Source organism: Arthrobacter pascens, from assembly GCF_030815585.1.
GTDB lineage: Bacteria > Actinomycetota > Actinomycetes > Actinomycetales > Micrococcaceae > Arthrobacter > Arthrobacter pascens_A.
In genome coordinates, this window is record NZ_JAUSWY010000001.1 from 3,150,483 (window position 1) to 3,176,862 (window position 26,380).

Genomic DNA, 26,380 nt, shown 5'->3' on the forward strand with positions numbered 1-26,380 from the left:
CGCCCCCTTGATGACAGGGCGTGAAAGTGCACAGGATGACGCCGCTTCCCCAGGGGCTGCAGCTCATTTCCGGCAAAACATGACCCTCGGCCCAGGCGTACGATCCGTGGTCTTCGTGATTGCCGCTCCCTGGTGGTAAGCCACCCAACGCCAGTTGCGACCCCACAAGACTACCAAACACCGGCACGTGCCGCGGGTAGTCTGGTAGGCGTGAGTGAACAGCAGCTGAACCAAGCGTACGTATTAACACTGTCCTGCCCTGACCGCCCCGGAATTGTCCATGCAGTGGCCGGAGCCCTGCTGGTGGCAGGCTGCAACATTACGGATTCCCAGCAATACGGCAGCCCGTCAACAGGCAACTTCTTTATGCGCGTCGAAGTCACGACGACGGCCGCCAAAGCCGAGCTCCGGGCCGCACTGGAGCCTGTGGCCCAGTCCTTCGGAATGCAGTGGAGCCTCAACGCCGTGGGCCAGAAGGTGCGCACCCTGCTGATGGCCAGCACGTCCGCACACTGCCTCAACGACATCCTGTTCCTGCAGAGGTCGGGCACGCTGCCCATCGAGATTCCCGCGATCGTGTCCAACCACCGGGACCTGGCCGGGCTGGCCGAGTTCTACGGCATTCCGTTCCACTACATCCCCGTCACGCCGGACACCAAGGCCCAGGCTGAGGACAAGCTCCGAGCCATCATGGCCGAGCACGATATTGAGCTGACGGTCCTGGCCCGCTATATGCAGATCATTTCGGATGACCTCTGTGCCGAGCTCACCGGCAAGGCCATCAACATCCACCATTCCTTCCTTCCGTCCTTCAAGGGAGCCAAGCCGTACCACCAGGCCCATGCGCGCGGCGTGAAGCTGATCGGTGCCACCGCCCACTACGTCACTGCCGCCCTAGATGAGGGGCCCATCATTGAGCAGGAAGTGATCCGGGTGGACCACGCGCGCACCCCCGAACAGTTCGTGCAGATGGGCCGGGACGTGGAAGGCCGCACCCTCGCCCAGGCTGTCCAATGGCATGCCGAGCACCGGGTACTGCTGGACGGCAACCGCACCGTGGTCTTTAACTGACACTATGAACAGCGTTGTGGAGCCGCCGATGGAGGAACAAAGCAGTGAGCAGCGCCTCGCGGAGTTCTACAACCGCCGCGCGGCTTCCGGCACGGAACATCCCCTGTCTGCCCGGCGGGTTGAACAGCGGGAGCGGTTCATTAGCCTGCTCAAGGCCGAGGGCCGCCACGGCGTCCTGGAGATCGGTTCGGGCCCTGGCCTGGACGGCCTGAAGTTCGTGCAGGCCGGCATCCACTATATGGGTGTTGATTTGTCCGAAGGGCACGTCCGGCTGGCCAGGGCGAAGGGCCTGGAAGTCTCGGTTGCGAGCGCGCGCAGGCTGCCGTTCCCGGATAGTGCGTTCCCGGCGGTCTGGTCCATGAGCACATTGCTGCACATCCCTGCCAGCGACATCGACGCCGTCCTGCGGGAGCTGGTGCGGGTGACGGCCCCCGGAGGGCCCATCGCCGTCGGCCTCTGGTCCGGTGAGGACGAAGAGCTGCTCAACCCCGAGGACGACGTCGAACCCCGTCGATTCTTCAGCCGGCGGAGCGACCAGACGGTACGGCAGGTCTTTGGCCGCCACGGTGCCATCGAGGACTTTGTCACGTGGCCGGAAGGCCCGGGCCCGGAGTCCGGTCCCGGGGCCGGCCAGTGGACCCAGCACTACCAGTTCCTCATTCTCCGCACCCCCGGCTCCCCCAAGTGACTCGCATTTAACGTCGTCAAACGCGCGAATGGCGACCTTAACTGCCAGTCAGTTGGGACAAGGGCGGGCCGGGGGTGTCCTAGGCTAGGCGGATGGCTCCCCTTTACGCTTTTGCCGGCGACACCCCGGCTGTCCACGAATCGGCCTTTGTGGCCCCCACCGCGTCGATCATCGGCAACGCCAGCCTGGCCCAGGACTCCAGCGCCTTCTACGGCGTCTCCGTCCGGGCTGACACTGCCGCCATTACGGTGGGCGCCGGCAGCAACCTGCAGGACAATGTGGTGCTGCACGCGGATCCCGGCTTCCCGTGCAGCGTCGGCGCGGGGGTCAGCGTGGGCCACGCCGCCGTCGTCCATGGCTGCACCGTGGAGGACGACTGCCTGATCGGCATGGGCGCCACCGTCCTGAACGGAGCAGTGATCGGCGCCGGCTCGCTGGTGGCTGCGGGCGCGGTGATCCTGGAAGGTACGGTGGTCCCGCCCCGCTCGCTGGTGGCCGGAGTTCCCGCCAAAGTGCGGCGGGAACTCAGCGACGAGGAGTTCGAGGGCGTCAAGCAGAACGCCGCCCGCTATGTCGAACTGGCCCGCGCCCACCGCGGGCTGCACGGCTAGTCGAGGCTGATCGGGCCGATTGCATCAAGGAGCTCGCCGGGACCGGGGTTGCCCTGTGCCGACGAACCGCCGAGGTGGTTGACCACACCCCACACCGCGTTCAGGCCGGTGGTCACGGCGCCCTCTGCCCAGCCCGCCGTAAAGGACACGTCATCCCCCGCGAGGAAGATCCCGCGTTGGCCCTCCGGCAACCTGTCCTGCTTGAAGTGCGTGAAGAGCCGCTGTTGGTAGCGGTAGTGCCCGGGGAGATTGGCCTTGAACGCCCCCATGAAGTTGGGGTCCGCTTCCCAGGAGACCGTGATGGGCTGGCCCACGATGTGGCTGGAGATGTCCACACCCGGATAGATCTGCTCCAGCGAATGCAGCATGAGCTGCACACGCTCGTCCGCGTCCAAGGCCAGCCACTTGAGGGCGTCATCGTTCCAGGTGTAGGACAGCAGAATCACGGCGGGCTTGTCCGGTCCGTCGTCCAGGAGGTACGTGGCCCGGTTGAGCCGGTCAGTCAAGGTCATGGACAGCACTTCGCGGCCGGTGTCTGGATCGATGTCCTTCCAGAACGGCCGGTCCACCATCACAAACGTCTTGGATGACTGCATGTAGTGCGAGCGTTCGATTGCGGTCCACAGCTCCGCCGGGAACAACGCTTCCTCGGTGTGGATGCGCGTGGACAGCAGCCAGGACTGACAGGTGGTCACCACGGCGGGGTAGGTGGCTTCCCTGCCCCAGCTCTCACGGATGCGCAGGTCGCCGCTGGGATCGCGGCTGATTTTTCCGACGGCGCCGCGGGGCGCGCCTGAGTGCAGCGACGCCAGTGATGTTCCTTCGGGCCAGTGGGCAATGCCCGACGGCGCGTGCTGCCACAGTGCCTCGGGGAGCCTTTGTGCTCCTCCGGTGATGAGCCGGTGCTGGTCATCGGCGTCGGTGTAGACAACGCGGAGGATCTCAAGGATGGAGTTGGGGAAGTCTGTGTCCCAGCCACCCGTGCCGAAGCCCACCTGGCCAAAGGCCTCACGGTGCGCGAACCCGGCTTCCTTGAAGGACTCGCTGCCGGCGATGAACCCGTAAAAGGTCTGTTCGTCCATCAGGGGCAGGAGCGCGTTCCAGAGTTCCTTGATGCGGTCGGTGTCGCGGGCGCGGATGGCTTCCTGCATCTCGCTGAACTTCGCGCCGTCGTTCACTGCGGCCTTCCAGGCATCCGCCACCTCGCGGAAGAACGGCGGCAGGTCGTGGGCCGTCGCGGCGTAATGCTTCTGCCCGGCGAGTTCGATCACAGTGCTGGAGGTTACGGGCGACAAAGGATTGGGGAAGTCCTGAGTGTCCAGGCCCAGCAGGTCCACGTAGTGGTAGAAGGCCTTGCCGGAGACGGGGAACCGCATCCCGCCGAGGTCTGCCACTACTCCTGGGGCGGAGGGAAAGCTTGCGGTACGCAGCCGGCCGCCGATCTGGTCTGCCTCATAGACCACCGGCCGAAGGCCCAGCTTCATCAGCTCATAGGCCGTCACCAGCCCGGAAAGGCCCGCTCCCACAACTGCTACCTCGGTGCCGTAGAGCTGGGGCGGAACAGCGCCCAGGCCGGCCGGGTGGGCCAGGTAGTGGTCATAGCTGAACGGGAAGTCCGGGTTCAGCATGGTGATGGGGCCCTGGTCCGGTCCGCCGGGGGCCGCGGTTGCGTCCGCGGCTTGCTCTGCGATGGTGCTGGACGGATCTGAGGCCGGCAGCTCGGTGGCGATGGTCATGAAATCTCTGCCTTCGTCGGTTCGGGGGTGGACAATGTTGAAGATTCTCGCCCGCTCAGCTCACGGTATTCCTCGTGAGTCAAGGAAGCCACCCTGGAGTTCCGGCGGCCGTAGCCGAAGTAGGCCGCCACGCCCACCAGCATCCAGATTCCGAAGACCACCCAGGTGTCGGCGCCCAGGTTAAGCATGAGGTAGCCGCACATGAGGGCACCGAGGATGGGCGTCAGCGGAAACAGCGGGACGCGGAACGTGCGCTCCAGCTCGGGCCTGGTGCGGCGCAGGTAAATGACTGCCACGTTGACCAGGGCGAAGGCGAACAGGGTGCCGATGCTGGTGGCGTCGGCCAGTGCGCCCAGCGGGACCAGGCCCGCTGTCAGTGCGACGGCGGTGCCCACCAGCAGCGTGCCGGCCACGGGGGTGCCGGTGCGGCGCGAGACACGGCCGAAGATCTTGGGTACCAGGCCGTCCCGGGACATCGACAGGAGGATGCGGGTCTGGCCGTAAAGAACGGTCAGCACGATGCTGGCGATGGCCAGTACCGCACCGACTGCAAAGACCAACGCGATCCACGGCTGCCCGGTGGTCTCCTCCAGGATTCGCACCAGGGCGGCGTCAGTGCCGTCGAACCAGCCCCAAGGGCGGGCTCCGATGGCTGCTACGGCAACCAGAACGTAGATGGTGGTCACGATGACCATGGAGAGCATAATCGCCCGGGGCAGGTCCTTCTTCGGGTTGCGGGCTTCCTCGCCGGCAGTGGAGGCGGCGTCGAAGCCGATGTAGGAGAAGAAGACGCTGGAGGCCGCGGCAGAGACACCGGCGGCACCCATGGGGAGGAGTGGCTCGAAGTTGCCGGCGTTGAAGGCTGTGAAGGCCACGGCACAGAAGAAGAGCAGGATGCCTACCTTGACGACGACGATCGAGGTGTTGATCCAGGCGCTTTCCTTGGCGCCCTTGACGAGCAGGAGCATTGCCAGCACCACTATGACCATCGCCGGAATGTTCATCAGCCCGCCTTCACCGGGCGGCTGCGAGATTGCGTCCGGCAGGACCTGTCCAAAGACGGCCAGGGTCTCATTGACGTACTGGCCCGCGCCAACGGCCACAGCGGCGACGGAGACTGCGTATTCCAATACCAGGCACCAGCCGCAGATCCAGGCCATGCCCTCGCCCATGGTGGCATAACTGTAGGAGTAGCTGGAGCCGGCAACCGGAACCAGGCCGGCCATCTCCGCGTAGGACACGGCGGAAAGCAGCGCGGCCAGCCCTGCAATGGCGAAGGAAATCCAAATGGCGGGCCCGGCGAGCGGCACCGATTCGCCCAGGATCACCAGGATGCCGGTTCCAAGGGTGGCGCCGACGCTGATCATGGTCAGCTGCAGGACACCGAAGCTGCGCACCAGCTTGGTGCCGCCGTGGCCTTCGTCGGCTTCACTGACCATCTGACCGATCGGCTTGCGGCGGAGCAGTTGGGCGGTCAGTCCCGGACGGCCCGTGGCTGCCGGGGGCCGCTGTCCGGTGAGGGTTGGCACAGTCATCATTGACGTCCGTTCAGAAGTAGTTGTCGGTTTTCAGAAGTAGTTGTCGGTATTCCCTGGTTCAGCTTAGGCGTGTGAGCCACCTCTCATGCGTGTGCAAAATGACCTATAGTGTTCTGGCATGAGACATTTTGCACAAAACACAAGCGCTCCCGGCACGGTGCTTTCAGGGCAGGTCAGCGTGGACCTGTCGGCCATTTCAGACAACGTGCGCCGGCTCCGGGAGCTCTCTCCCGCCCGGCATTTCATGGCAGTCGTCAAGGGAAATGCCTACGGCCACGGCCTGGTGGACGTGGCCCACGCGGCCCTCGCCGCCGGCGCGGACTGGCTCGGCACCGCCCAGCTCACCGAGGCCATCATTCTCCGCCGGGCCGGCATCACCGCACCGGTCCTTTCCTGGTTATATCTGGCCTCCGCCTCCAGCGATGTCATCCGGGAAGCAGTAGAAAACGACGTCGACATGTCAGTGGGCAGTGTTGCCCAGCTGGACGTCGTGGCGGGCGCCGCCCGCGAGGTTGGACGCTCCGCGGCAATCCACCTGGAACTGGACAGCGGACTCAGCCGCGGCGGGGCCCGCATGGAGGACTGGCCCGAACTGATTGCAGCTGCCCGGAAGGCAGAGCTTAACGGCAGCCTTGGGGTGCGTGGTGTCTGGACACACCTGGCCTGGGCTGATGTTCCGGCCCACCCCGCCAATGCCGCAGCGGTAGCGGCCTTCGAGGATGCGGTGCGGCAGGCCAGGGAAGCAGGCCTGGAGCCGGAGCTGAGCCATGTCTCCAGCTCCGCGAACATCCTGGACCGGCCGGAGTTCGCTTTTGACATGGTGCGGGCGGGTCTGGCGATCTACGGACTGGCACCGGCCGACCACCTGGATCCCGCCGAATTCGGACTGCGGCCAGCCCTCACCGTGACGGCCCCGGTGGTGCTGGTGAAGAAGGTCCCTGCCGGAACGGGAGTGAGTTACGAGCACCAGGCCATCACCCATGAATCCCGGTATCTGGGGCTGATCCCCCTTGGCTACGCCGACGGCATCCCCAAAGGCATTTCCGGACGCAGCATCGTGCAGCTGGGGGGACGCCGCGTTCCGGTGATCGGCAAGGTCTGCATGGACCAGTTCATGGTGGATCTGGGGCCTGAAACGGGAGGGGTCCGTGTTGGTGACACAGCCGTGCTATTTGGCGATCCGGACACGGGGGCGGCGAGCGCCGACGAATGGGGTTCAGCCATCGGCAGCCACGGCGACGAAATCATCAACCGCATAGCACCACGTCTGCCGCGGGCCTACGAATGCCCCGACTACCAGGACAGCCCCGAAGGCGCTCCCCATGTCCCCTGAGGCCGGAACGGAGGGTCTGAGTGCAGTCACACTGCAGCAGTTCCTGGAGCAGCTGCCGCCGGAGCTGAAGATCCTGCACGACGGCGGCAACGGCAGCGGGACCCTGCGATGGGTGGAGCCGAGCGAACTGGAGGACCCAACGCCGTACCTGCTCGACGGCGAGTTCCTCCTCACGTCCGGGCTTCCCTTCGTCGGAGAAGGGGGCACAGCGCCCAAAAAGGTTGACGCGTACGTGGGACGCCTGGTGCGTGCCAGGGTCGCGGCTCTTGGTTTCGGTCTTGAGCCTTATTTCCACTCCGTGCCGGACGCCGTGTTGGCAGCATGTGCACGCCACAACCTGACCCTTGTGCAGGTTCCGGACACCGTTCCGTTTGCGGCGCTTGGCCTCAAGTTTTCCCAGCTGCTGGAATCGGACAAGGCCAAACTGCTCAGGCACTTGGCGGACACCAACCGGCAACTGATGCGGGCAGTCCTTTCAGCCCGGCCTGAGCACGAACTCCTGGCCGTCCTGGTGCAGCGCGTTCCCGTTTGGGCCACTCTGGTGGGGGCCGACGGCCGGGTCCGCGCCCGCGCCGGAGCGGGCCCGGAATCGGCCATGCTTCAACCGCTGCTGGCACGGCTTTTGGCTGGGAGCGGCCCCCGGGTGGAGACGGACTCGCTGGACCTGCCGGGCTCAGCCCTGGTCTTTGGCCATCCCCTCCGCAGTACCAGGGATGCAAACCTGGGGGCCTTGATCCTGGGCAGCCATTCGGCCCTGACTCCCGCGCAGAACAGTGTGGTGTCATCCGCCGTCGGACTGCTGGAGCTGCTGGTGCGCCAGCGGACCAGCGGCTCCCTGGCTCCCAGCCAGCTGGCCACTGCCCTGCTGCTGCACCCGGACAGCGTGATGTCCGGAGGAACGCGCCACGTCAACACCCTGAGGGATCTGCTGGCGCAAAGTACCTCATCGTCCCGCTCGGCGGCACTCCGCGTGGTGCAGGGAATCAAGGCAGATGCTCCCGCGTGGCCTGCCGGCGACAGCCCTGTACGCGAGCTGCTGCAGTGGCGGCGGATGTTTGACAGCAAGCTTGTGGAGGTCACGGACTACGGCTTTGCGGCAATTACCCGGCTCAAGGTCGACGACGGATTGCTGGCCGAGGTGGAAAAGCTGGGGTGGAGGCTGGCCATCGGGGATGCCACCGAGCTTGCCGGCCTCGCAGCCGCCCACCAACGCGTGACCTCCCTGCGGTCACGGGTCAGGACAACGGGCAGGAGCGCCAGGGTGGACGACGTCAGCTGGTCCGTTGCCGGCCTGCTGGGCCGGGACGCCGGAACCATGCTGGCCGCCCGGCTCCTGGAACCCGTCCTCAACCAGGACCCCGAACGCCGGGACGCCCAGCTCCTGGTACTCCGGACCTGGCTCGGTGAGAACGGGAGCTGGGACGCGACGGCGAAGGCGCTCGGCCTGCATCGGAACAGTGTGCGCCGGCAGATCAATGCCCTGGCGGAATTGCTGGAGATGGACCTCAACGAGGCCCAGGTACGCGCGGAGCTCTGGTTTGCGCTGCAGTTTGCCGCCGACGTTTCCGCGACGGCTGCCGCTTCGGCCCCTGTTCAGGCCTCCCAGGAACGGTAGAGATCGGGCCTGCGTTCGCGCAGGTAGGGAACGGCGGCGCGGGCTTCATGCGCAGCCTCCGCGCCTACCTCTGCAAAGAGGAGTTCGGGGCCGGTACCGGCCACGGCGAGCAGCGAGCCATCGGGGGCTGCAATCACGCTGCCGCCCAGGAACTCGCAGCCGTCTTCCACGCCGCTGTGGTTGGCGTAGGCGATGGTCAGCTGGCTTTCCAACGCGCGCGCCCGGAGCAGCACCTGGGGCACGGCGTCGAATCCGTGCGCCAGGGCCGTGGGGACCAGGAGCAGCTCTGCACCGCCCGCTGCGGCGGCCCTGACCGCTTCCGGGAACTCCACGTCATAGCAGATCACCATGGACGTCCGGATCCCGTTGAAATCGACGACGGCGGGACGCGCCTCTGCCGGGCTGAAGGCCGAGCGCTCCTCCTCACCGAACAGGTGGACTTTGGCGTAGCTGAGAAGCTCTTTGCCGGCAGCATCCAGCAGGGTTGAGGTGATGTGCCATTCGCCCTGGCCCGTGACGGCCGGAAGGCTGTAGACCAGGCCGACGCCGTGGCGGCGCGCGATGTCAGCCAGGCGCTCCCTGATGGCAGGCAGCCGGGCGGGGTCCAGATCAGCATGGAGCCTGCGGGGAGCATAGCCCACCGGAAAGAGTTCAGGCGTCACTAGGACCGCTGCCCCTGCTGCGGCTGCTGCCTGCGTGGCGGCTTCCACGGCAGCACAGTTGGCGTCAACATCAAGGACTGCAGAGTTTGCCTGCATCAGCGCCAGCAGCACCATTACCACCTCACAACATCGGGACGGCCGCACCGAAGCAGCCGTTTTTCCCAGCCTAACTACCTACCGCGCAGCCTCCGGGTGCATTTTGCACCGGAAACGGCGCATCCCCGGACGCTTTGCCCCCTCACGGGAAGTGACCACGGCAAAATGTTTGCGTTAACTTCTTGACTACAAGAGCAAACATAAGGCACTCTTCTTTGCATGTCCCCAACACCCCGCTCAACGGGGAGCAAGCCCACTAATCCAGGTTCCCAATCCGCCCTGAGGCGGCTGAACCAGCAGCGGATCATCGAAACCCTGATGAGCGGGCCCTCCACACAGGCCGAGCTCGCCCGCAAAACAGGCCTCTCCACCGCCACCGTTTCCAACATCGTCAAAATAATGCAGGATGCGGGCCTCGCCTCCACTGAACCCACCACCAGTTCCGGCCGCCGGGCGCTGAACGTGCGGCTCAACAGCAACGGGGCAGTGGCGGTGGGAATCGACTTCGGCCGCCGGCACCTCCGGGTGGTTCTCGCGTCGCTGAGCTACCACGTGATTGCCGAAGAATCCGTCATGCTCCCGCTGGGCCACCAGTCCGAGGAAGGCATCCAGGCCGCAGTGGTGCTGCTGGAAAAACTGCTGCGGGAAAGCGGCGTGGACCGGACCGCGGTGGTAGGTGCCGGCGTCGGAATTCCAGGACCCATCGACCGCAGGACGGGTACGGTGGCACAGGGCGCCATCCTGCCCGAATGGGTGGGAATCAACATCCTCCCCCACCTTGAAGCCACCCTGAAAATCCCCGTATTCATTGATAATGACGCCAACCTGGGGGCCTGGTCCGAGGTGACGTGGGGCCCGCATACGGGCGTGAGCAACCTGATGTTCATGAAGATCGGATCGGGCATCGGTGCCGGCCTGATCCTCAACCGGGCGCCCTACTACGGCACCGTGGGAATCACCGGCGAAATAGGCCACGCCACCATCCACGAGCACGGCCTGGTGTGCCGTTGCGGCAACCGCGGCTGCCTGGAAACCATTGCTTCCACCACTACCATGATCGAACTCCTGAGCCGCAGCGAAGACCGGCCGCTCACCCCTGCGGACATCGTCCGGAAAGGGCTCGCGCGGGACTCGGCCACACTCCGGGTGGTGGACGATGCCGGCCTGGCTGTGGGGCGAGCGCTGGGCAATGTGGCCAACCTGATCAACCCTGAGGTGATCGTTATTGGAGGCCCGCTCGCTGGCCTCGGAAACCTGCTGCTGGACCCCATCAGGAGGGGGCTGGTGAGGCATGCCGTGCCTGTCATCGGCGAAACGACCACCCTCACCATGTCCTCGCTTGGTGCCCGCGCCGAAGCCCTGGGCGCCGCCGCCTTAGTGTTCCAACACGCCGGGATCCGGCGGACGTAGACCGTAACGTTATCCGGCGATTGCGTTAAAGACTTGACGACAATGGCTGTGATCCAGTTTACTTTCTCATCAGAACGCCCTGCGATTTGCGGGGAAGACAAAGAAGTCATGCATTGGAGGCCTAACGGCAAATGACGTCCCTCACTACGAACACGGACCCGGTAATCCTCGAGATGCGCTCCATCACCAAGGAGTTTCCCGGCGTCAAGGCGCTCTCGGAGGTAAGCCTCCGGGTCAAGGCAGGCGAGATCCACGCCATCTGCGGCGAGAACGGCGCAGGAAAATCCACCCTGATGAAGGTGCTCTCGGGTGTGTACCCGTTCGGCAGCTACGAAGGCGACATCGTGTACCAGAACGAAGTCCAGCAGTTCAAGGACATCCGAGCCAGCGAGCATGCAGGCATTGTGATCATCCACCAGGAACTGGCACTCATCCCTGAACTGTCCATCACCGAGAACATCTTCCTGGGCAACGAACCCACCAAGCGCGGTGTGATCGACTGGGCCGAGGCCCGCCTGAGGTCCACGGAGCTGCTGGCCCGGGTGGGCCTGCGCGAGGACCCGGACACCCCCATCAAGGAGATCGGCGTCGGCAAGCAGCAACTGGTGGAGATCGCCAAAGCGCTGAACAAGTCCGTGAAACTGCTCATCCTTGACGAGCCCACTGCCGCACTGAACGAATCCGATTCCCAGCATTTGCTGGACCTGATGCTCGGCCTCAAAGCCAAGGGCATCACCTCCATCATCATTTCCCACAAGCTCAACGAAATTGAACAGATTGCGGACGAGATCACCATCATCCGCGACGGAAAATCGGTCGAAACGCTCAACATCGTGGCAGATGGCGTGGACGAGGACCGCATCATCAAGGGGATGGTGGGGCGCTCGCTCGAGTCGCGCTTCCCGGAGCACGTACCCGAGATCGGAGAGGTGCTGTTCGAGGTCCGCAACTGGACCGTCGGCCACCCGCAGGTTCCTGACCGGCTCGTCTGCAAGAATTCAAACTTCACGGTGCGCCGCGGCGAGATCGTCGGCTTCGCCGGGCTCATGGGCGCGGGCCGCACCGAACTGGCCCGTTCCCTCTTCGGACGCTCCTACGGGAACTTCATCTCCGGCCAGGTCTTCAAGAACGGCAAGGAAATCCACATCCGAAACGTTCCGCAAGCCATCAAGGCCGGACTCGCCTACGTCACCGAGGACCGCAAGAGCCTGGGCCTGAACCTGCTGGACGACATCAAGACCACCACGGTCTCGGCAAACCTCAAAGCCATCACCAAGGGCCTCGTGGTGGACACACAGCGGGAATTCACGGTGGCCGAGGGTTACCGCAAGAGCCTGCGGACCAAGGCGCCCACTGTCAACGAAGGAGTGTCGAAGCTCTCCGGCGGCAACCAGCAGAAGGTTGTGCTGGCCAAGTGGATGTTCACTGCCCCGGACCTCCTGATCCTCGACGAGCCCACGCGAGGCATCGACGTCGGGGCCAAATACGAGATCTACGGCATCATCCAGCAGTTGGCCCAGCAAGGAAAAGGGGTCATCGTGATCTCGTCCGAACTGCCCGAGCTGCTCGGACTCTCAGACCGGATCTACACCATCTTTGAAGGTTCCATTACGGGAGTGCTGGACAAGGAACAGGCCACCCAGGAGAACCTGATGCGCCTCATGACGTCAGCCCCCCGCACCGGCACCAATGCCGCCCCCACTGCACAAACCGCATAAGCCCAGGACGGAACAATTATGAATGCACTCAAAAGGATTTTCGGCGGTGACACCCGCCAGTTCGGCATGATCATCGCCCTCGTGGCGCTCGTGCTGTTCTTCCAGTTATTCACGGGCGGCAAAGTCCTGACGCCAACAAACATGATCAACCTGTTCAACGGCAACTCCTACATCCTGGTCCTGGCCATCGGCATGGTGCTGGTCATCATTGCCGGCCACATTGATCTGTCCGTGGGCTCCGTTGCCGCAGCGGTGGGGATCGTGGTGGCCATAGCCATGCGGGACTGGGGCATTCCCTGGTACCTCGGCATCGTCCTGGGCCTGGTCCTTGGCGCCATCATCGGTGCGTGGCAAGGCTTCTGGGTGGCCTATGTGGGCATTCCCGCCTTCATCGTCACTCTGGCCGGAATGCTGCTGTTCCGTGGTGCCAACCAGTTTGTCGGCAAGTCCCTGACCGTGCCCGTGCCCGACGAATTCCGAGTCATGGGCGCAGGCTTCCTGCCGGAAATCGGTGACTTCGCCCGCTACAACGCCCCTACCGTCATCCTCGGATTCCTGCTGATCGCCGTCGTAGTGTTCTCGGAGTTCCGGAACCGACGCATCAAGGCCCGCACGGGCGCCGTCCCGGACCCCCTCTGGGTGCCCGTCACCCGGCTCGTCCTGCTCGCGGGGGCCGTCCTCTACGTGACCTGGCTCTTCTCGACGGGACGCTTCGGAACCTCGTTCCCCGTCTCGGGGCTGATCCTGGTGGGTCTGGTCGCGGTATACGTCTTCATCACCAGCAAGACCGTCCTGGGCCGCCACGTCTACGCCGTGGGTGGCAACCGCCATGCCGCCGAATTGTCCGGTGTGCAGTCCAAAAAGGTCAACTTCTTGGTCATGATGAACATGTCCATCCTTGCGGCACTGGCCGGCATGATGTTCGTGGCCCGTTCCACCAGCTCCGGACCGGCCGACGGCGTCGGCTGGGAACTGGACGCCATTGCCGCCGTCTTCATCGGCGGTGCGGCTGTCAGCGGCGGCGTCGGCACGGTTATTGGCTCAATTGTGGGTGGCCTCGTCATGGCCGTGCTCAACAACGGCCTCCAGCTGCTCAGCGTCGGCGCAGACATGCAGTCGATCATCAAGGGCCTGGTGCTCCTGATCGCTGTCGCCATCGACGTCTACAACAAGAGCCAGGGCCGGCGTTCCATCATCGGGATGCTGATGAACGGACTGCGCTCCAACCAGCCGCCCACCCCGGAAAAGGAGATCGCCAAGACCTCCGACATCATCACTCCCGCAGAACCAGCCGAGTCAAAATAGCCCGCGACGGCGGCCGGTGCAGCCGGTTGCCTCTGGACCGAAGAAAGAGATTTTCACATGCGTAAAATCGCAAAAACCCTGACCGTCCTCGCGGCCGTCGCCACGCTCTCCCTGACAGGGTGCGGCCGGTCCGACGTCGACGCCGAGGCCGCCAAGGCGGGCACCGCCCTGTCGGGCTTCCCGCAGGACGCCGTAATCGGCGTCGCGCTTCCCAAGAAGACCAGCGAGAACTGGACCCTGGCGGAGAAGCTGTTCAACGACGGACTCTCCTCGGCCGGCTTCAAGGCAAACGTGCAGTTCGCCAACAACGGCGTGTCCGAACAGCAGAACCAGATCTCCACCATGATCACCTCCGGCGCGAAGGTCATTGTTGTGGGTGCCGTGGACGGCGCCCAGCTGGGGACCCAGCTGCAGCAGGCCAAGGACGCCGGCGCAGTCATCATCGCCTACGACCGGATGCTGACCAACACCAAGGCCATTGACTATTACGTTGCCTATGACAACTTCAAGGTCGGTGAGCTGCAGGGCCAGGCACTGCTTGAAGGCATGCAGGCCAAGAAGCCGGGCCCGTACAACGTCGAGCTCTTCGCCGGTTCCCCGGACGACGCCAACTCGAAGGTGTTCTTCGACGGTGCCATGAGCGTCCTGAAGCCGAAGATCGACGACGGCACGCTGAAGGTGGTTTCCGGCCAAGCCGATTTCCAGCAAGCGGTCACCCAGGACTGGAAAGCGGAAAATGCCCAGCGCCGGATGGACTCACTGCTTTCGGGCAGCTACGCGTCTGGTGAACTTGACGGCGTGCTGTCGCCCAACGACACGCTTGCCCGCGCCATCATCACCTCCGTCAAGAGTGCCGGCAAGTCCGTCCCTGTGGTGACCGGGCAGGACTCCGAGGTGGAGTCCGTGAAGTCCATCTTGGCCGGCGAGCAGTACTCAACGATCAACAAGGACACCCGCAAGATCGTTGAACACACCATCACCATGGTCAAGGACCTCCAGCAGGGTCTTGCCCTGGAGATCAACGACAACCGCAACTACAAGAACGAGTTCAAGCGCGTTCCGGCCTTCCTGTTGCCGCCGACAATCGTGACCGCAGCCAACGTGAAGACGGCCTACGTCGACGATCCGACACTGGGCCCGATCACCAAGTAACACGCTGACGGCAGAATGCCCGGCCCCCACAGGGAGCCGGGCATTCCTCTTTTGATGGCTACCGGCTTTACGGGAGACTACGACGCCGGATATGCCCGGGCCCGTGAAGTTCAGTGCCTGGTTGCGCACCGCCTGCGGCGTGGTGAACGTCTTGTAGCCGTAGACGTCTGCCGGTTCCAGCCGACGTCGGTGGGGAAGTCCCACGCGGTCCAGTCCGGTGCAGCGGTGCCGCTCAGCTGCGCCTGGGTCAGCGCTTCGGCCTTGTGGTGTTCAAAGGAAGCCAACTCCCTGAGCCGCGACCACAACACCACCATCCTGGTGGTCACGCACGACAGGGCCCTGGCCAACAAAACGGAGCGCCGTTTCAGGCTCCAGCAGGGCAAGCTGACCGAGGAGCCGGTCCGCGCCCGGACCGCGGTGGCCGCCTGGGCGTAACCCGTAGCTGAGAGAGGGCCACCCACAGGACCCTCTCTCAGCTTTCGCGCCCATTTCCCCGATGCCCTCTCACAACCTGCCGGTAATATCCGAACGCTCTCTCACCTCAATGAGAGGATGGGCACCATGAGTGCGCCAATCGCCACGCCGTGGCTGTCCAGCCAGTCCGACCAGGACCCCCGTTCCGCTACCGGAGCCCCGTTGCGCTGGGGAGTCATCGCCACCGGAAGGATCGCCCGGTCCGTGTCACAGGACCTGTCCCTGCTGGCTGACGCGGAGCTTTACGCCGTCAGTTCCCGCGGCCAGGCCACGGCTGACAATTTCGCGGCAACCTGCGGTTTCGCCAAAGCTTACGGGGACGACGACGGCGTGCACGGCTACCAGCGGCTCCTCGCCGACGATGCGGTGGACGTGGTTTACGTCGCCACGCCGCATGCCCAGCACCACCAGGTCGTGCTCGCGGCACTGACGGCAGGCAAGCACGTTCTGTGCGAAAAGCCCTTCACCATTAACGCGCGGGAAGCCACCGAGCTGATCGACGTTGCCCGGGAGCGGAAACTCTTCCTGATGGAGGCGGTGTGGAGCCGCTTCCTGCCAAGCATGCAGCGGGCCTTCGAGATCGCTGCCTCCGGAGAACTCGGCGAGGTCCACTGGGTCACGGCTGACCTCGGGTTCCCGGCGCCCTACTCGCGCACTGCCAGGCTCTGGGCACGGCAGGATGGGGGCGGCGCGTTGCTCGATCTGTCCGTTTACCCGCTGCTGTGGGCGTTGGGAACCTTGGGGTTCCCGCAGACAGTCAGCGCCACCGGCTTTGTCAACGACGACGGCGTGGACGCCCAGAATGCGATGACGCTGGGCTACCACAACGGAGCCCAGGTGCAGCTCACGTCCTCGCTCCTGGCACATGGCCCCCGCACCGCAACCGTCGCCGGAAGCCTGGGCTACCTGCAGAGCGTCGGTTCCATCAATAATCCGCGCGAACTGGTGATCGGCATCGGCCGAGAAAAGCTTCGCAAAGAGGAATTCGACGTCGTCGGACTGGGTTACAGCTACGAGCTCCGCGAGGTGACCCGCTGCATCCAGCAAGGCCTCACCGAAAGTCCGGTGATGCCGTTGGAGGACTCGCTGAACACCATGCGACTCTTTGATGGGGTACGGGCCCAGCTCGGTGTGAGCTACCCGAATGATACGCACTGACAGTAGGTAATAACGTGGCCCGATATGTCAATACAGGATCCGTAAAGACAATTGACAGCTTATTACAGGTCTTTCGTGGATCGGTGACAGTGTAAGTAGATTTGATGGGTTTACGTCGATTCGCCCTAGACGCGCTCCACGGCTCAGTCCTACGCTGTAAAAACCGGCGGTTTCAACGGTATTGGGGGTGGTACGCATGGCCAAAGCTCTATGGCCGTGGCGTGTCCTCCGCCCGGCACTCCTGGCTGGCGCCGCCACTCTCACTTGGATGACGTTATCAACTTCTGTTGCCACGGCGGACTCTGGTTCCCTGCTGGGCGGCGTAGTGACTTCTTCGGTTTCGTCCCTCTCCAGTGCCCCGGCACCCACGCCAGTGGCACCCTCGCCCGGCCTCCTGCAGCCCCTGGCCGGCAGCCTCGCCGGTGGATCCGACCAGTTCGTGGCCGCACTCCCGGTGGTGAACCGCGTGGTGCCTGCCGGAACCGTTACCGCCGTCTCTGCGCCAGTGGCCGCGGCGGCGGATGATGCTGGGGCCGGCTTGGTGGACACCGTCTCTCCTCCGCTGGCTGATGCGTTCCCTGTGCTTGAACCCGTGCTGCAGCCCGTTGCAGACCTCGTAAATGGCGATACGCCGCTGCCGGTTTCATGGCCTGAGCCTCCTGTCGCCGCCACCGACGCCTCGGCCGAGGCAGTTTCAGGGGACCCCGGCACAGCCGGCGGCCTGCCACCCATGCCACTTGCCGACCAGGACGGAAGTTTCCTAAAGACCGTGGCCGGCACCGTGGGCTGGACAGTGTCGTCGGAGCTGGCCTCGACGGGTACACCCTCGGCCAGCGCCGGCATGCAGTCGGCTTCGCCGGATATCCCTTGGACAGACGATCCTTCGCCTGCCCCTGCACCTGCCGGACCATCTTCAGGGCCAGGGAGCGGCTCTTCGCAGTCCGGCTCCCCTGGCTTTGTTGCCTGGCTGGATACCAACGGTCTCTATCTTCCGCTCCCGGGCGTCTTCCCGATCAGCGGATCCGCTGAGCATGCCCCTTCGCCGGTGTCATTCGACCCCGGCTCTTCTCCTGACTAGTTGGGCCCCCTCTCTGCCGATTTTTGGCAGAACACGGCCATTCGGGTTGCCGACCAGCGCCCAACATCAACTTGTCAGGAGACAACATCATGCATTCCAACCTTCGCAGGGGGCTGCTTAGCACCCTCTTTGCCGGCGGGCTCCTAGCCCTCGGCGCGACCGCGGCCAGCGCTGCGGACACAACAAGCGGATCGGACCTCACCGCATCCGCCCTGGTCTCAGCGGCGACATCCGCTAATCCGACGTCGTTGGGCCGGCTGGGTGGCCCAACGCCGTCAGGAACGGATGTCGCCGCTGTGGTGGACGTCGCCATCAGACTCGGCAACGGCACCGCCACCAACGTCCCCGACACCACCGCCGACGTGGCAGTGGCAGCCGACGTCGCCCTCGGACTCGGCAACGTGGCGGGAACGGACGGCACCGGAACCACCGCCGACCTGGCAGTGGCAGCCGACGTCGCACTCGGACTCGGCAACCTGGCCGGCACGGACACCACCAACGCCGACCTCACCGCAGCAGCCGACGTCGCACTCGGGCTCGGCAACGTGACCGGAACCGAAGGCACCGGCACCGCCGCCGACTTGGCAGTGGCAGCCGACGTCGCACTCGGCCTCGGCAACCTCACCGGCACGGAAAGCACCACCGCCGACCTGGCCGCAGCAGCCGCCGCAGCCATCGACCTCGGACTCGGCACCGGCAACCTCACCGACAGCGCTGCCGACTTGGCAGTGGCAGCCGACGTCGCACTCGGCCTCGGCAACCTCACCGGCACGGAAAGCACCACCGCCGACCTGGCCGCAGCAGCCGCCGCAGCCATCGATCTCGGACTCGGCACCGGCAACCTCACCGGCACGGACAGCACCACCGCCGACCTGGCCGCAGCAGCCGCCGTCGACCTCGGTCTTGGCCTCGGCAACCTCACCGGCACGGACACCACCACCGCCGACCTCGCCGCAGCAGCCGACGTCGCACTCGGGCCCGGGCTCGGACTCGGCACCGGCAACCTCACCGACAGCGCTGCCGACTTGGCAGTGGCAGCCGACCTCGGCCTAGGCCTCGGCAACCTCACCGGCACGGACACCACCACCGCCGACCTCGCCGCAGCAGCCGACGTGGCACTCGGACTCGGCACCGGCAACCTCACCGGCACGGACAGCACCACCGCTGACCTCGCCGCCGCTATCGATCTCGGTCTAGGCCTCGGCACCTCCGGTCTGTTGGATGACGTGACCGCCGGCGTAGGTGGAGCTGTCATCATCGGCGGAGTTTCTGACGGCACCGGCACCCCCGGCACCGGAACCCCCGACACCGGCACCGGCACGGGGTCGACAGGGACAACTGGCGGCACAGACACCCCGGGTGGTACCGGCAACGGGACTGGCACCGACACAACGGGGACTACCGGCACCACTGGAACCGGCAACACCGGCAACACCAACGGCAACACCGGAATCACGGTTGTTCCAGCGGGATCAACCACAGCTGGCTCCGTAGCAACTGCAGGAACCACCACCACGGGCAGCAGTCCCGCTCAGGGCTCCAGCCCCTTGGCCAACACGGGCGGTGACACGACCCTGGTTCCTGTGGCCCTGCTCCTCCTGGTTGCGGGCCTGCTGATGCTCAAGCGGCGCAGGACGTCCTGAACGGCTCTGCACGTGGGGGCCTGCAGGACATCAACTCACCGTCCCTGAAGCCTTGCCGTTCGCGGCACCATGCACCGCTTTATGGAAGGAGGTGGGCGCCCGTTCAACTCAACTAACCAGCACTTGTCCTTGTGACCGGTGGTCCGGCCCCGAAGATCTCGCCTGATCTCGCTGCCGGACCGCCGGTGTGCCTGTTGGCCATCAGGGAGCCAAGCCGCGCCGTCGGAACGGCCGCCGCACGCCGGAATACCGTACACAACCCACCGTTCCCGCCCGTATAATTTGGGGTAGGACAGTGCCGTAGCGCACCGGGAGGAACAGGTCATGGTGGCGGATTCGCCCAGCTCCATCAGGAATGAAGTAGTTGGCGGACGCTACCGGCTTGGCGAGGTGATCGGCCGCGGCGGAATGTCATCCGTCTACTGTGCCAGCGATGAGAATCTGGGCCGCGACGTGGCCCTGAAGCTTTTCGCGCCGCAGGCCCCCGACGCCGACGAGCTCAAGCGTCAGGAAGCCGAAATTCAACTCCTGGCAACGCTCAACCACCCCAGTCTGGTGACACTGTTCGACGCCGGCATCGACCGTCGTATCCCGGACGAACCCCGCCCGTTCCTGACCATGGAACTCGTGGACGGCCAGGACCTGCGGACCCGGATCAGGCTCAGCCCCGTACCCTTGGATGAGCTTGCGGTGATCGGGGCGGGCATCGCTGACGCACTTGCCTACGTGCATGGGCTCGGCATCATCCACCGCGACGTCAAGCCTGCCAACATCCTGCTGGTACAGCTCCGCCCCGGCGAGCCGCTGCGGCCCAAGCTGACAGACTTCGGCATAGCAAGGATTGTGGACGGAACACGGCTTACCGCCGCAGGCACCATGGTGGGAACCGCGGCATACCTCAGCCCGGAGCAGGCCATGGGCTCGCCCCTGTCGCCGGCCACCGACATCTACTCCCTGGGGCTGGTCCTCCTTGAATGCATCAAGCGCACAGTGGAATACCCGGGAAACGCGGTGGAGTCGGCCGTGGCCAGGCTGCACCGGGCACCGGAAATCCCGGACGATGTCCCGGCGGAATGGGCTGATTTGATCCGCTCTATGACGGCCATCGAGCCGTTGAAACGCCCGTCAGCCGGGGACGTTGAAATAGCACTCCGCCAGGCCCTTGTCTCGCCGGTCTCAACCCCGGGGGAACTCCAGCCGGAAACCACGCGTGTGCTGCCTGCCATGCCGTTCAGGCCACCGTCCATTGCCTCCGATCCACCCTCAAGTGTCCCTTCTGGCGGTACCAGCCTGCGTCAACTGGCGCTCCCGGCCGAAAAGACAGCAGGTTCACGGCGTCCGGACAAAGGCCCTGCCAGGTCCCGGGTCCGGCGAAAGGGCAAAGGCAGGCGCAACGGCAGGGGCAACGGCAGACGCAGGAGCAACCGGATCTGGCTTTGGACCGTACTGGCGGTCCTTACGGCACTGGCAGGGATGGCGGCACTTACCGCGAGCCTGTCCAGATCGTCTACGCCCGACGTCGTCCCTTACCCGACTGTTACAGGCACCCTGGGTGACCATCTCAAGGAACTGCAAAAGAGCGTACAACCGTGACCCGCCTGGGAGACAAACACTGGCGCTTCGGGCGGCAACGCGCGCTTCCATTTGCTGCTGCGCTGATTCTCGCAGCAACATTGGCGGGCTGCGCTACCCCGGATACGGGCCTGCAGCGCGAGACCGCACGCCAGCTTCAGGAGCGGGTGCTGAGCGTGGGCCAGGCCGCTGCGGGCAACGACCACGCTGCGGCATTGAAGGCCTTGGAACGGCTGGAGTCGGACCTGTCCGCAGCGTCCGCAAGCGGACGGGTCTCGGAGGACCGCCGGCGAACCATCATGACGGCCGTCGCCGCAGTCCGTGCTGATCTGACTGCAGCGGAGGCTCAGGCAAGGGCCGCCGCAGATGCCGCTGAACAGGCCAAAGCTGGCGCGGATGCGGCAGAAAAGGCCGCCCGGGAGACTTCTGTCCCCGTGGTGCCTGCACCGGCGCCGTCGGAAGACAACGCCAAGGGCGGCAACGCGGGCAAAGGCAAGGGAAAAGACGGCTGAGGCAACGAGGGAAGGCCGGGTCACGTACACTGCGTACGACGGCGGCCCTCCCCACCCCGGTGGCCCCAGGTTCCGGTGGCCTCAGGTTCCAGTGGCCTTGGCGTGACTCAAGCCGTGCCGCTTCAAATGGCCACGGCTACCGGTTACGTTGGTAAGGTGCCGCACCAGCATCCGGCACACCGGAACCGCAGGCCAGCGCCTGCCGACTGAAGGAGGACTATCCATGGCCACCGTTCAAGAATCCATCGACGTCAATGTCCCGCTCAGCCAGGCCTACAACCAGTGGACGCAGTTTGAGGACTTCCCGCAGTTCATGAGCGGCGTGGAGTCCGTCAGGCAGCTGAATGCCGCCACTGTGCACTTCGCCACCAGCATCGCCGGGGTGAAGCGCGAATACGACGCGCAGATCACGGTCCAGGATCCCGACCGGCGGGTTTCGTGGGAGAGCCTCACCGATCCCCGGAACGCTGGAAGCGTCTGGTTCGCGTCGCTGGGCCCCGCCGACACGCGGGTCAACGTCGAGCTGACCTGGGAGCCGGATTCCGCCGTGGAGAACATCGGCGCCACTGTGGGGCTGGACGCCCACCAGGTTGCCGCCGATCTCAGGCGGTTCAAGAAGTTCATCGAGGAACGGCCCGCGGAAACGGGTGCCTGGCGGGACAGCATCAGCGGCGGCGAGGTGGAGGGCCGGGAGGGTATTTAACCCACCCGCGTTGCAACGGCCCCCCGGGCCGAGACGTGCGTACCGGCAGAACGGCCAGAAGGGTACGGACAGAGACTTACGGACAGAGCGGAAGGCGGCGCCCCGGTCTCCGGGATGCCGCCTTCTGTCCTGCCGGCTCAGTCTATTGCCAGCTCCATGCCACCTAGTTCAGGGTTTCAATGACCTTGTTGAGAGTGGCGGAGGGACGCATGATGGCGGAAGCCTTGGCCTCGTCCGGACGGTAGTAGCCTCCGATGTCAGCCGGAGCGCCCTGGACTGCGGCCAGTTCACCAACGATGGTTTCCTCATTCGACGTCAGCGCCTCTGAAACCGCGGAGAACGAAGCTGCGAGCTCTGCATCCTCGGTCTGCTTGGCCAGCTCCTCGGCCCAGTAGCGGGCCAGGTAGTAGTGGCTGCCGCGGTTGTCCAGTTCGCCGGCCCGGCGGCTCGGGGACTTGTTCTCCAGCAGGAAGGTCCCGGTGGCCTTGTCCAAGGTGTCGGCCAGGACCTGAGCGCGGGCGTTGCCCGTGGTGGTGGCCAGGTGTTCGAAGCTGACCGCGAGGGCGAGGAATTCACCCAGGCTGTCCCACCGCAGGTGGTTTTCCTTCAGCAGCTGCTGGACGTGCTTGGGTGCGGATCCACCTGCACCGGTCTCGAAGAGTCCGCCGCCGTTCATGAGCGGAACAACCGACAGCATCTTGGCGCTGGTGCCCAGCTCCAGGATGGGGAACAGGTCCGTGAGGTAGTCACGCAGCACGTTGCCGGAGACTGAAATGGTGTCCTCGCCCTTGCGGATGCGCTCCAAGGTGAAGGCGGTTGCCTTCTCCGGGGACATGATTTCCAGCTGCAGGCCCTCGGTGTCGTGGTCCTTGAGGTACTCGCGCACCTTGGCGATCAGGTTGGCGTCGTGGGCGCGCTCCTCGTCCAGCCAGAACACGGCCGGCATCTGGGAGGCCCGGGCACGGGTGACGGCCAGCTTGACCCAGTCGCGGATCGGGAGGTCCTTGGTCTGGCAGGCGCGCCAGATGTCGCCCGGCGCAACCACGTGTTCGATCAGCACGGTGCCGGCGCCGTCAACGATCTGAACCGTTCCGGCTTCCTGGATCTCGAAGGTCTTGTCGTGGCTGCCGTATTCTTCGGCTGCCTGGGCCATGAGGCCAACGTTCGGGACAGTACCCATGGTGGTGGGATCGAAGGCACCGTTGGCGCGGCAGTCATCCACCACAACCTGGTAGATGCCGGCGTAGGAGCTGTCCGGCAGCACAGCAAGGGTGTCTGCCTCCTTGCCGTCCGGCCCCCACATGTGGCCCGAGCTGCGGATCATGGCCGGCATGGAGGCGTCAACAATAATGTCGCTGGGGACGTTCAGGCTGGTGATGCCCTTGTCCGAATCCACCATTGCCAGGGCCGGGCCGTCTTCGAGGCCCTTCTTGATGGCGGCCTTGACACCTTCGCGGACGTCCTCCGGGAGGTCCTCGAGGCCGTTCAGGATGGCGGCCAGGCCGTTGTTGGCGCTCAGGCCGGCGGCGGTGAGCTGCTTGCCGTAAGTTTCGAACAGTTCGGTGAAGTAGGCCTTGACGACGTGGCCGAAGATGATGGGATCCGAGACCTTCATCATGGTGGCCTTGAGGTGGGCGGAGAAAAGAACACCTTCCTCCTTGGCGCGGGCAACCTGGGCGGCCAGGAATTCATCCAGGGCGGCGGCGCGCATGACAGTGCCGTCGATGACCTCGCCGGACAGGACAGGGAAGGCCTTCTTGAGGATTTTGACCGAGCCGTCTTCGCGGACCAGCTGGATGGCGATGGTGCCTTCGGATCCGATGACCACGGACTTCTCGTTGGAGCGGAAGTCGTCAGAGGTCATGTGGGCAACGTTGGTCTTGGAGTCCGGGGACCAGGCGCCCATGGAGTGCGGATTCTGGCGGGCGTAGTTCTTGACGGACAGCGGCGCACGGCGGTCCGAGTTCCCCTCGCGCAGGACCGGGTTCACGGCGGAGCCCTTGATCTTGTCGTATCGGGACCGGACGGCCGTTTCCTCGTCGGAAGCAGGGTTGTCCGGATAATCCGGCAGGTTGTAGCCCTGGCCCTGCAGCTCGGCGATGGCCGCCTTCAGCTGCGGAATGGAAGCGCTGATGTTGGGAAGCTTGATGATGTTGGCTTCGGGCGTCTTTGCCAGTTCACCCAGTTCGGCAAGGGCGTCACCGATCTGCTGCTCCGACGTGAGATAGTCACCGAACACGGAGATGATGCGGCCGGCGAGCGAGATGTCACGGGTTTCCACCTCCACACCTGCGGTCGACGCGTAGGCCTCGATGATGGGCAAGAACGAATATGTCGCCAGCATCGGCGCTTCGTCAGTGTGGGTATAGATAATCTTGGCCATAGTTCGGGTGTCTCCCTGGTATATGCGTATAGCTGGAGTCGTGTGTTATTTCAACGGGTCTAACTTACCCGAGGAGGCGGGGTCGGCGCCTACCGGGAGCGCAGAATACAGTTGCGTTACTGCTGGCGGCTACATCAAGGAACTCCATTGCTGGCCTTGGGTCAGCGCACTCGGGCCCTAGAACGCGATGCGGCGCAAAAGATCCCGGAACTGGGCACGTTCAGCCGGCGTGAGGTTCGCCATAGCCTGGTCCTCCGCCAGCTGCGTGGCCTCAGCGGCCTTGGCAAGCAGCCGCAACCCCTTCGGGGTGCCTTTGATAACTTTGGAGCGGCGGTCCTGAGGATCCGTTTCCCGTTTCACGAGTCCCCGTTGCTCAAGCCCGTCCACGAGCGCAACGATCTGGCTTGGATCCAGCAGCAGGAATTCAGCGAGTTCCCGCTGCGACGGTGCTTCCCCACTGCAGGCAAGCGACAGGACCGCATACGAGCGGATTTTCAGGTCAAGCGGCGCCAGCAGGGCATTGGCTTTGGCACTTCCTATCGCCCGTGCCCGGGCGGTCAGGAATTCAATCTCGGCCACAAGCGGGCTATCCAGGAGCCGATCGAGGCCCTCCGGGGGCGAGACTTCCGTGCTGGGGAGCTGGTTCATTGGTCAATCCTATAGTTGATGTCCTTTATCACCATCCGTTTACAGAAAAAACATAACTATTGACTTTTTCAATCATTCGGGTTGACATAGATACATCCGTTGTGTGCTAACTCACATGGTTAGTGACGCCCGACGGCGGAACCAGCCCGCCGTCGTCGGGCATTAGCTTTACCGTTTCTCCGCCAACCCCCGGCGGCTGACGCAACAGCGTCCGGCCCAGCAAGCCATGGAACTCAAGGAAGAGTCAAAAAATGAAAAGGCATCTCGCTCAACTGCTCGCCGCCGGCGCCCTCGCGGCCTTGGCACTCACAGGCTGCGGTTCCGGCTCACTCTCGGGCCCGGCCAGCACCGCCGAAGGCTCCTCTCCAGGCTCCTCGACAGCAGCAGGCGGAGACCTGAAGAAGATCACGGTCGGCGTCCTGTCCATAGCCCCTTCTGTTGCGCTCCAGTACGGGGTCGATGAAGGCATCTTTGCTGACCACGGCCTCAACGTTGAACTCCAGACCGGGCAAGGTGGAGCAGCCATGCTGCCGGCAGTCTCCACGGGGACCATGAACTTCTCGGTCGGAAATCCTCTCTCCGTGATGCTCGCCGTGAACAAGGGCCTGGACATGAAGATCGTCAGCGGCTTCAGCAATTCGAAGACCGAGGGCGAGGACATCAACGGCGTTGTAGCCGCCCAGGCCTCGGGCATCACGTCCTTCGGAAACCTTGAAGGTAAGACAGTGGCGGTCAACACGCTGAAGACCCAAGGCGACCTGACCATCATGGAAAGCGCAGCACAGGCTGGCGCCGATCCGGCCAAGATCAAATTTGTCGAAATGCCGTTTCCCGACATGCAGGCCCAGCTGGACCGCGGATCAGTGGACGCCATCTGGCTGCCGCAGCCCTTCCTGGCCAAAGCGCTCTCAGACACCAAAAACGTACTCGTGGGAAGTCCAAACCAGAAGGCCCTTCCGGGCCTGCCAACGATGGTGAGTTTCACCAGCGGCAACTTCGCGCAGCAGAATGCCGGCACGGTCAAGGCTTTCAGGGAAGCCATGGAAGAAACGCTGGCGAAGGCCGAACAGAATCCTGACGCGGTGCGTGCCCTCCTGCCCAAGTTCATGAACATGGACCCGGCCGTCGCCCAGAAGCTGAAGATGGAATCGTTCGACGGCAAAGTTCCCACCGCCGTGCTCGCGGACCTTGGATCCCTGATGGTCAAGTACAACTACGTGGACAAGAATCCAGACGTCAACGCGATGACCGTCAAATAGAGAAGTCACGAAAAT

At 64.5% G+C, this 26,380-nt stretch carries 21 protein-coding genes, 1 pseudogene and 1 riboswitch; of the genes and pseudogenes, 17 read left to right on the forward strand and 5 right to left on the reverse strand.

Annotated elements, in window-relative coordinates; translation table 11 throughout:
* Positions 1–82 precede the first annotated feature (82 nt).
* Positions 83–168: riboswitch (ZMP/ZTP riboswitch) on the reverse strand.
* A gap of 42 nt (positions 169–210) precedes the next feature.
* The 3 genes from purU to QFZ30_RS14550 all read left to right on the forward strand — a co-directional run bounded on the left by purU (position 211) and on the right by QFZ30_RS14550 (position 2,370).
* Positions 211–1,071: a formyltetrahydrofolate deformylase gene (gene purU, locus QFZ30_RS14540; RefSeq protein WP_307077356.1), complete on the forward strand. Its 861-nt coding sequence runs from the start codon at positions 211–213 to the stop codon at positions 1,069–1,071.
* 4 nt (positions 1,072–1,075) lie between these two features.
* Positions 1,076–1,759: a class I SAM-dependent methyltransferase gene (locus QFZ30_RS14545; protein ID WP_307077358.1), complete on the forward strand. Its 684-nt coding sequence runs from the start codon at positions 1,076–1,078 to the stop codon at positions 1,757–1,759.
* A gap of 92 nt (positions 1,760–1,851) precedes the next feature.
* Positions 1,852–2,370, forward strand: a complete 519-nt coding sequence (locus QFZ30_RS14550; protein WP_307077360.1) for a gamma carbonic anhydrase family protein — start codon at positions 1,852–1,854, stop codon at positions 2,368–2,370.
* Here QFZ30_RS14550 and QFZ30_RS14555 read toward each other — a convergent pair.
* Complete coding sequence (locus QFZ30_RS14555) at positions 2,367–4,106, reverse strand: flavin monoamine oxidase family protein (RefSeq protein WP_307077362.1); 1,740 nt, start codon at positions 4,104–4,106, stop codon at positions 2,367–2,369. The genes QFZ30_RS14550 and QFZ30_RS14555 overlap by 4 nt on opposite strands.
* Positions 4,103–5,641, reverse strand: coding sequence for an amino acid permease (locus tag QFZ30_RS14560; RefSeq protein ID WP_307080286.1), 1,539 nt, complete (start codon positions 5,639–5,641; stop codon positions 4,103–4,105). Before QFZ30_RS14560 ends, QFZ30_RS14555 begins: the two co-directional genes overlap by 4 nt.
* Before the next feature lie 121 nt (positions 5,642–5,762).
* On the opposite strand from QFZ30_RS14560, the gene alr reads away from it, so the two are divergent.
* Together alr and QFZ30_RS14570 are read left to right on the forward strand one after the other, a co-directional pair.
* Positions 5,763–6,977, forward strand: coding sequence for an alanine racemase (alr, locus tag QFZ30_RS14565; protein ID WP_307077364.1), 1,215 nt, complete (start codon positions 5,763–5,765; stop codon positions 6,975–6,977).
* Entirely contained in the window at positions 6,967–8,592 is a 1,626-nt protein-coding gene (locus QFZ30_RS14570; RefSeq protein ID WP_307077366.1) for a PucR family transcriptional regulator, read from the forward strand. The genes alr and QFZ30_RS14570 overlap by 11 nt, the downstream gene beginning before the upstream one ends.
* On the opposite strand, the gene QFZ30_RS14575 is transcribed toward QFZ30_RS14570, so the two are convergent.
* Positions 8,571–9,368, reverse strand: a complete 798-nt coding sequence (locus tag QFZ30_RS14575; protein ID WP_307077368.1) for a nitrilase-related carbon-nitrogen hydrolase — start codon at positions 9,366–9,368, stop codon at positions 8,571–8,573. The two genes, QFZ30_RS14570 and QFZ30_RS14575, sit on opposite strands and share 22 nt — an antisense overlap.
* 201 nt (positions 9,369–9,569) lie before the next feature.
* Between QFZ30_RS14575 and QFZ30_RS14580 the strand changes: the two genes are divergently transcribed.
* The 11 genes and pseudogenes from QFZ30_RS14580 (at position 9,570) to QFZ30_RS14630 (ending at position 22,075) form a co-directional block, all read left to right on the forward strand.
* Positions 9,570–10,760 carry an ROK family transcriptional regulator gene (locus QFZ30_RS14580; protein WP_307077370.1) on the forward strand — a complete coding sequence of 397 codons (1,191 nt, stop codon included), beginning with the start codon at positions 9,570–9,572 and terminating at the stop codon, positions 10,758–10,760.
* Between the two features lie 131 nt (positions 10,761–10,891).
* Positions 10,892–12,478: a multiple monosaccharide ABC transporter ATP-binding protein gene (gene mmsA / locus QFZ30_RS14585; protein ID WP_307077372.1), complete on the forward strand. Its 1,587-nt coding sequence runs from the start codon at positions 10,892–10,894 to the stop codon at positions 12,476–12,478.
* A gap of 18 nt (positions 12,479–12,496) precedes the next feature.
* Complete coding sequence (gene mmsB, locus QFZ30_RS14590) at positions 12,497–13,783, forward strand: multiple monosaccharide ABC transporter permease (RefSeq protein WP_307077374.1); 1,287 nt, start codon at positions 12,497–12,499, stop codon at positions 13,781–13,783.
* Positions 13,784–13,840: 57 nt separating this feature from the next.
* Entirely contained in the window at positions 13,841–14,935 is a 1,095-nt protein-coding gene (locus tag QFZ30_RS14595) for a substrate-binding domain-containing protein (protein ID WP_307077375.1), read from the forward strand.
* A gap of 282 nt (positions 14,936–15,217) precedes the next feature.
* Positions 15,218–15,370: pseudogene (locus QFZ30_RS14600) on the forward strand (ABC transporter ATP-binding protein); the annotation flags it as partial.
* Between the two features lie 126 nt (positions 15,371–15,496).
* Complete coding sequence (locus QFZ30_RS14605) at positions 15,497–16,567, forward strand: Gfo/Idh/MocA family protein (RefSeq protein WP_307077377.1); 1,071 nt, start codon at positions 15,497–15,499, stop codon at positions 16,565–16,567.
* A 268-nt stretch (positions 16,568–16,835) separates the two neighbouring features.
* The gene (locus tag QFZ30_RS14610) at positions 16,836–17,645 is read left to right on the forward strand and encodes a hypothetical protein (RefSeq protein ID WP_307077381.1); all 810 of its coding nucleotides are present in this window, start codon (positions 16,836–16,838) and stop codon (positions 17,643–17,645) included.
* A gap of 89 nt (positions 17,646–17,734) precedes the next feature.
* A complete protein-coding gene (locus QFZ30_RS14615; protein ID WP_307077383.1) occupies positions 17,735–19,288 on the forward strand; it encodes a hypothetical protein in 1,554 nt (517 codons plus the stop codon).
* Between the two features lie 324 nt (positions 19,289–19,612).
* Positions 19,613–20,881 carry a serine/threonine-protein kinase gene (locus QFZ30_RS14620; protein ID WP_307077385.1) on the forward strand — a complete coding sequence of 423 codons (1,269 nt, stop codon included), beginning with the start codon at positions 19,613–19,615 and terminating at the stop codon, positions 20,879–20,881.
* On the forward strand, positions 20,878–21,372 hold the full coding sequence (locus QFZ30_RS14625; protein WP_307077387.1) for a hypothetical protein: 495 nt from the start codon (positions 20,878–20,880) through the stop codon (positions 21,370–21,372). Before QFZ30_RS14620 ends, QFZ30_RS14625 begins: the two co-directional genes overlap by 4 nt.
* Before the next feature lie 223 nt (positions 21,373–21,595).
* Positions 21,596–22,075 (forward strand): SRPBCC family protein, encoded by a 480-nt coding sequence (locus QFZ30_RS14630; protein ID WP_307077389.1) that lies wholly within the window; start codon positions 21,596–21,598, stop codon positions 22,073–22,075.
* A 163-nt stretch (positions 22,076–22,238) separates the two neighbouring features.
* Here the strand turns inward: QFZ30_RS14630 and QFZ30_RS14635 are convergent, their stop codons facing one another.
* Together QFZ30_RS14635 and QFZ30_RS14640 are read right to left on the reverse strand one after the other, a co-directional pair.
* A complete protein-coding gene (locus QFZ30_RS14635) occupies positions 22,239–24,458 on the reverse strand; it encodes an NADP-dependent isocitrate dehydrogenase (protein ID WP_307077391.1) in 2,220 nt (739 codons plus the stop codon).
* Positions 24,459–24,635: 177 nt separating this feature from the next.
* The gene (locus tag QFZ30_RS14640) at positions 24,636–25,106 is read right to left on the reverse strand and encodes a MarR family winged helix-turn-helix transcriptional regulator (protein WP_307077393.1); all 471 of its coding nucleotides are present in this window, start codon (positions 25,104–25,106) and stop codon (positions 24,636–24,638) included.
* Between the two features lie 251 nt (positions 25,107–25,357).
* On the opposite strand from QFZ30_RS14640, the gene QFZ30_RS14645 reads away from it, so the two are divergent.
* Positions 25,358–26,365: an ABC transporter substrate-binding protein gene (locus QFZ30_RS14645; protein ID WP_307077394.1), complete on the forward strand. Its 1,008-nt coding sequence runs from the start codon at positions 25,358–25,360 to the stop codon at positions 26,363–26,365.
* The last annotated feature ends 15 nt before the right edge of the window (positions 26,366–26,380 follow it).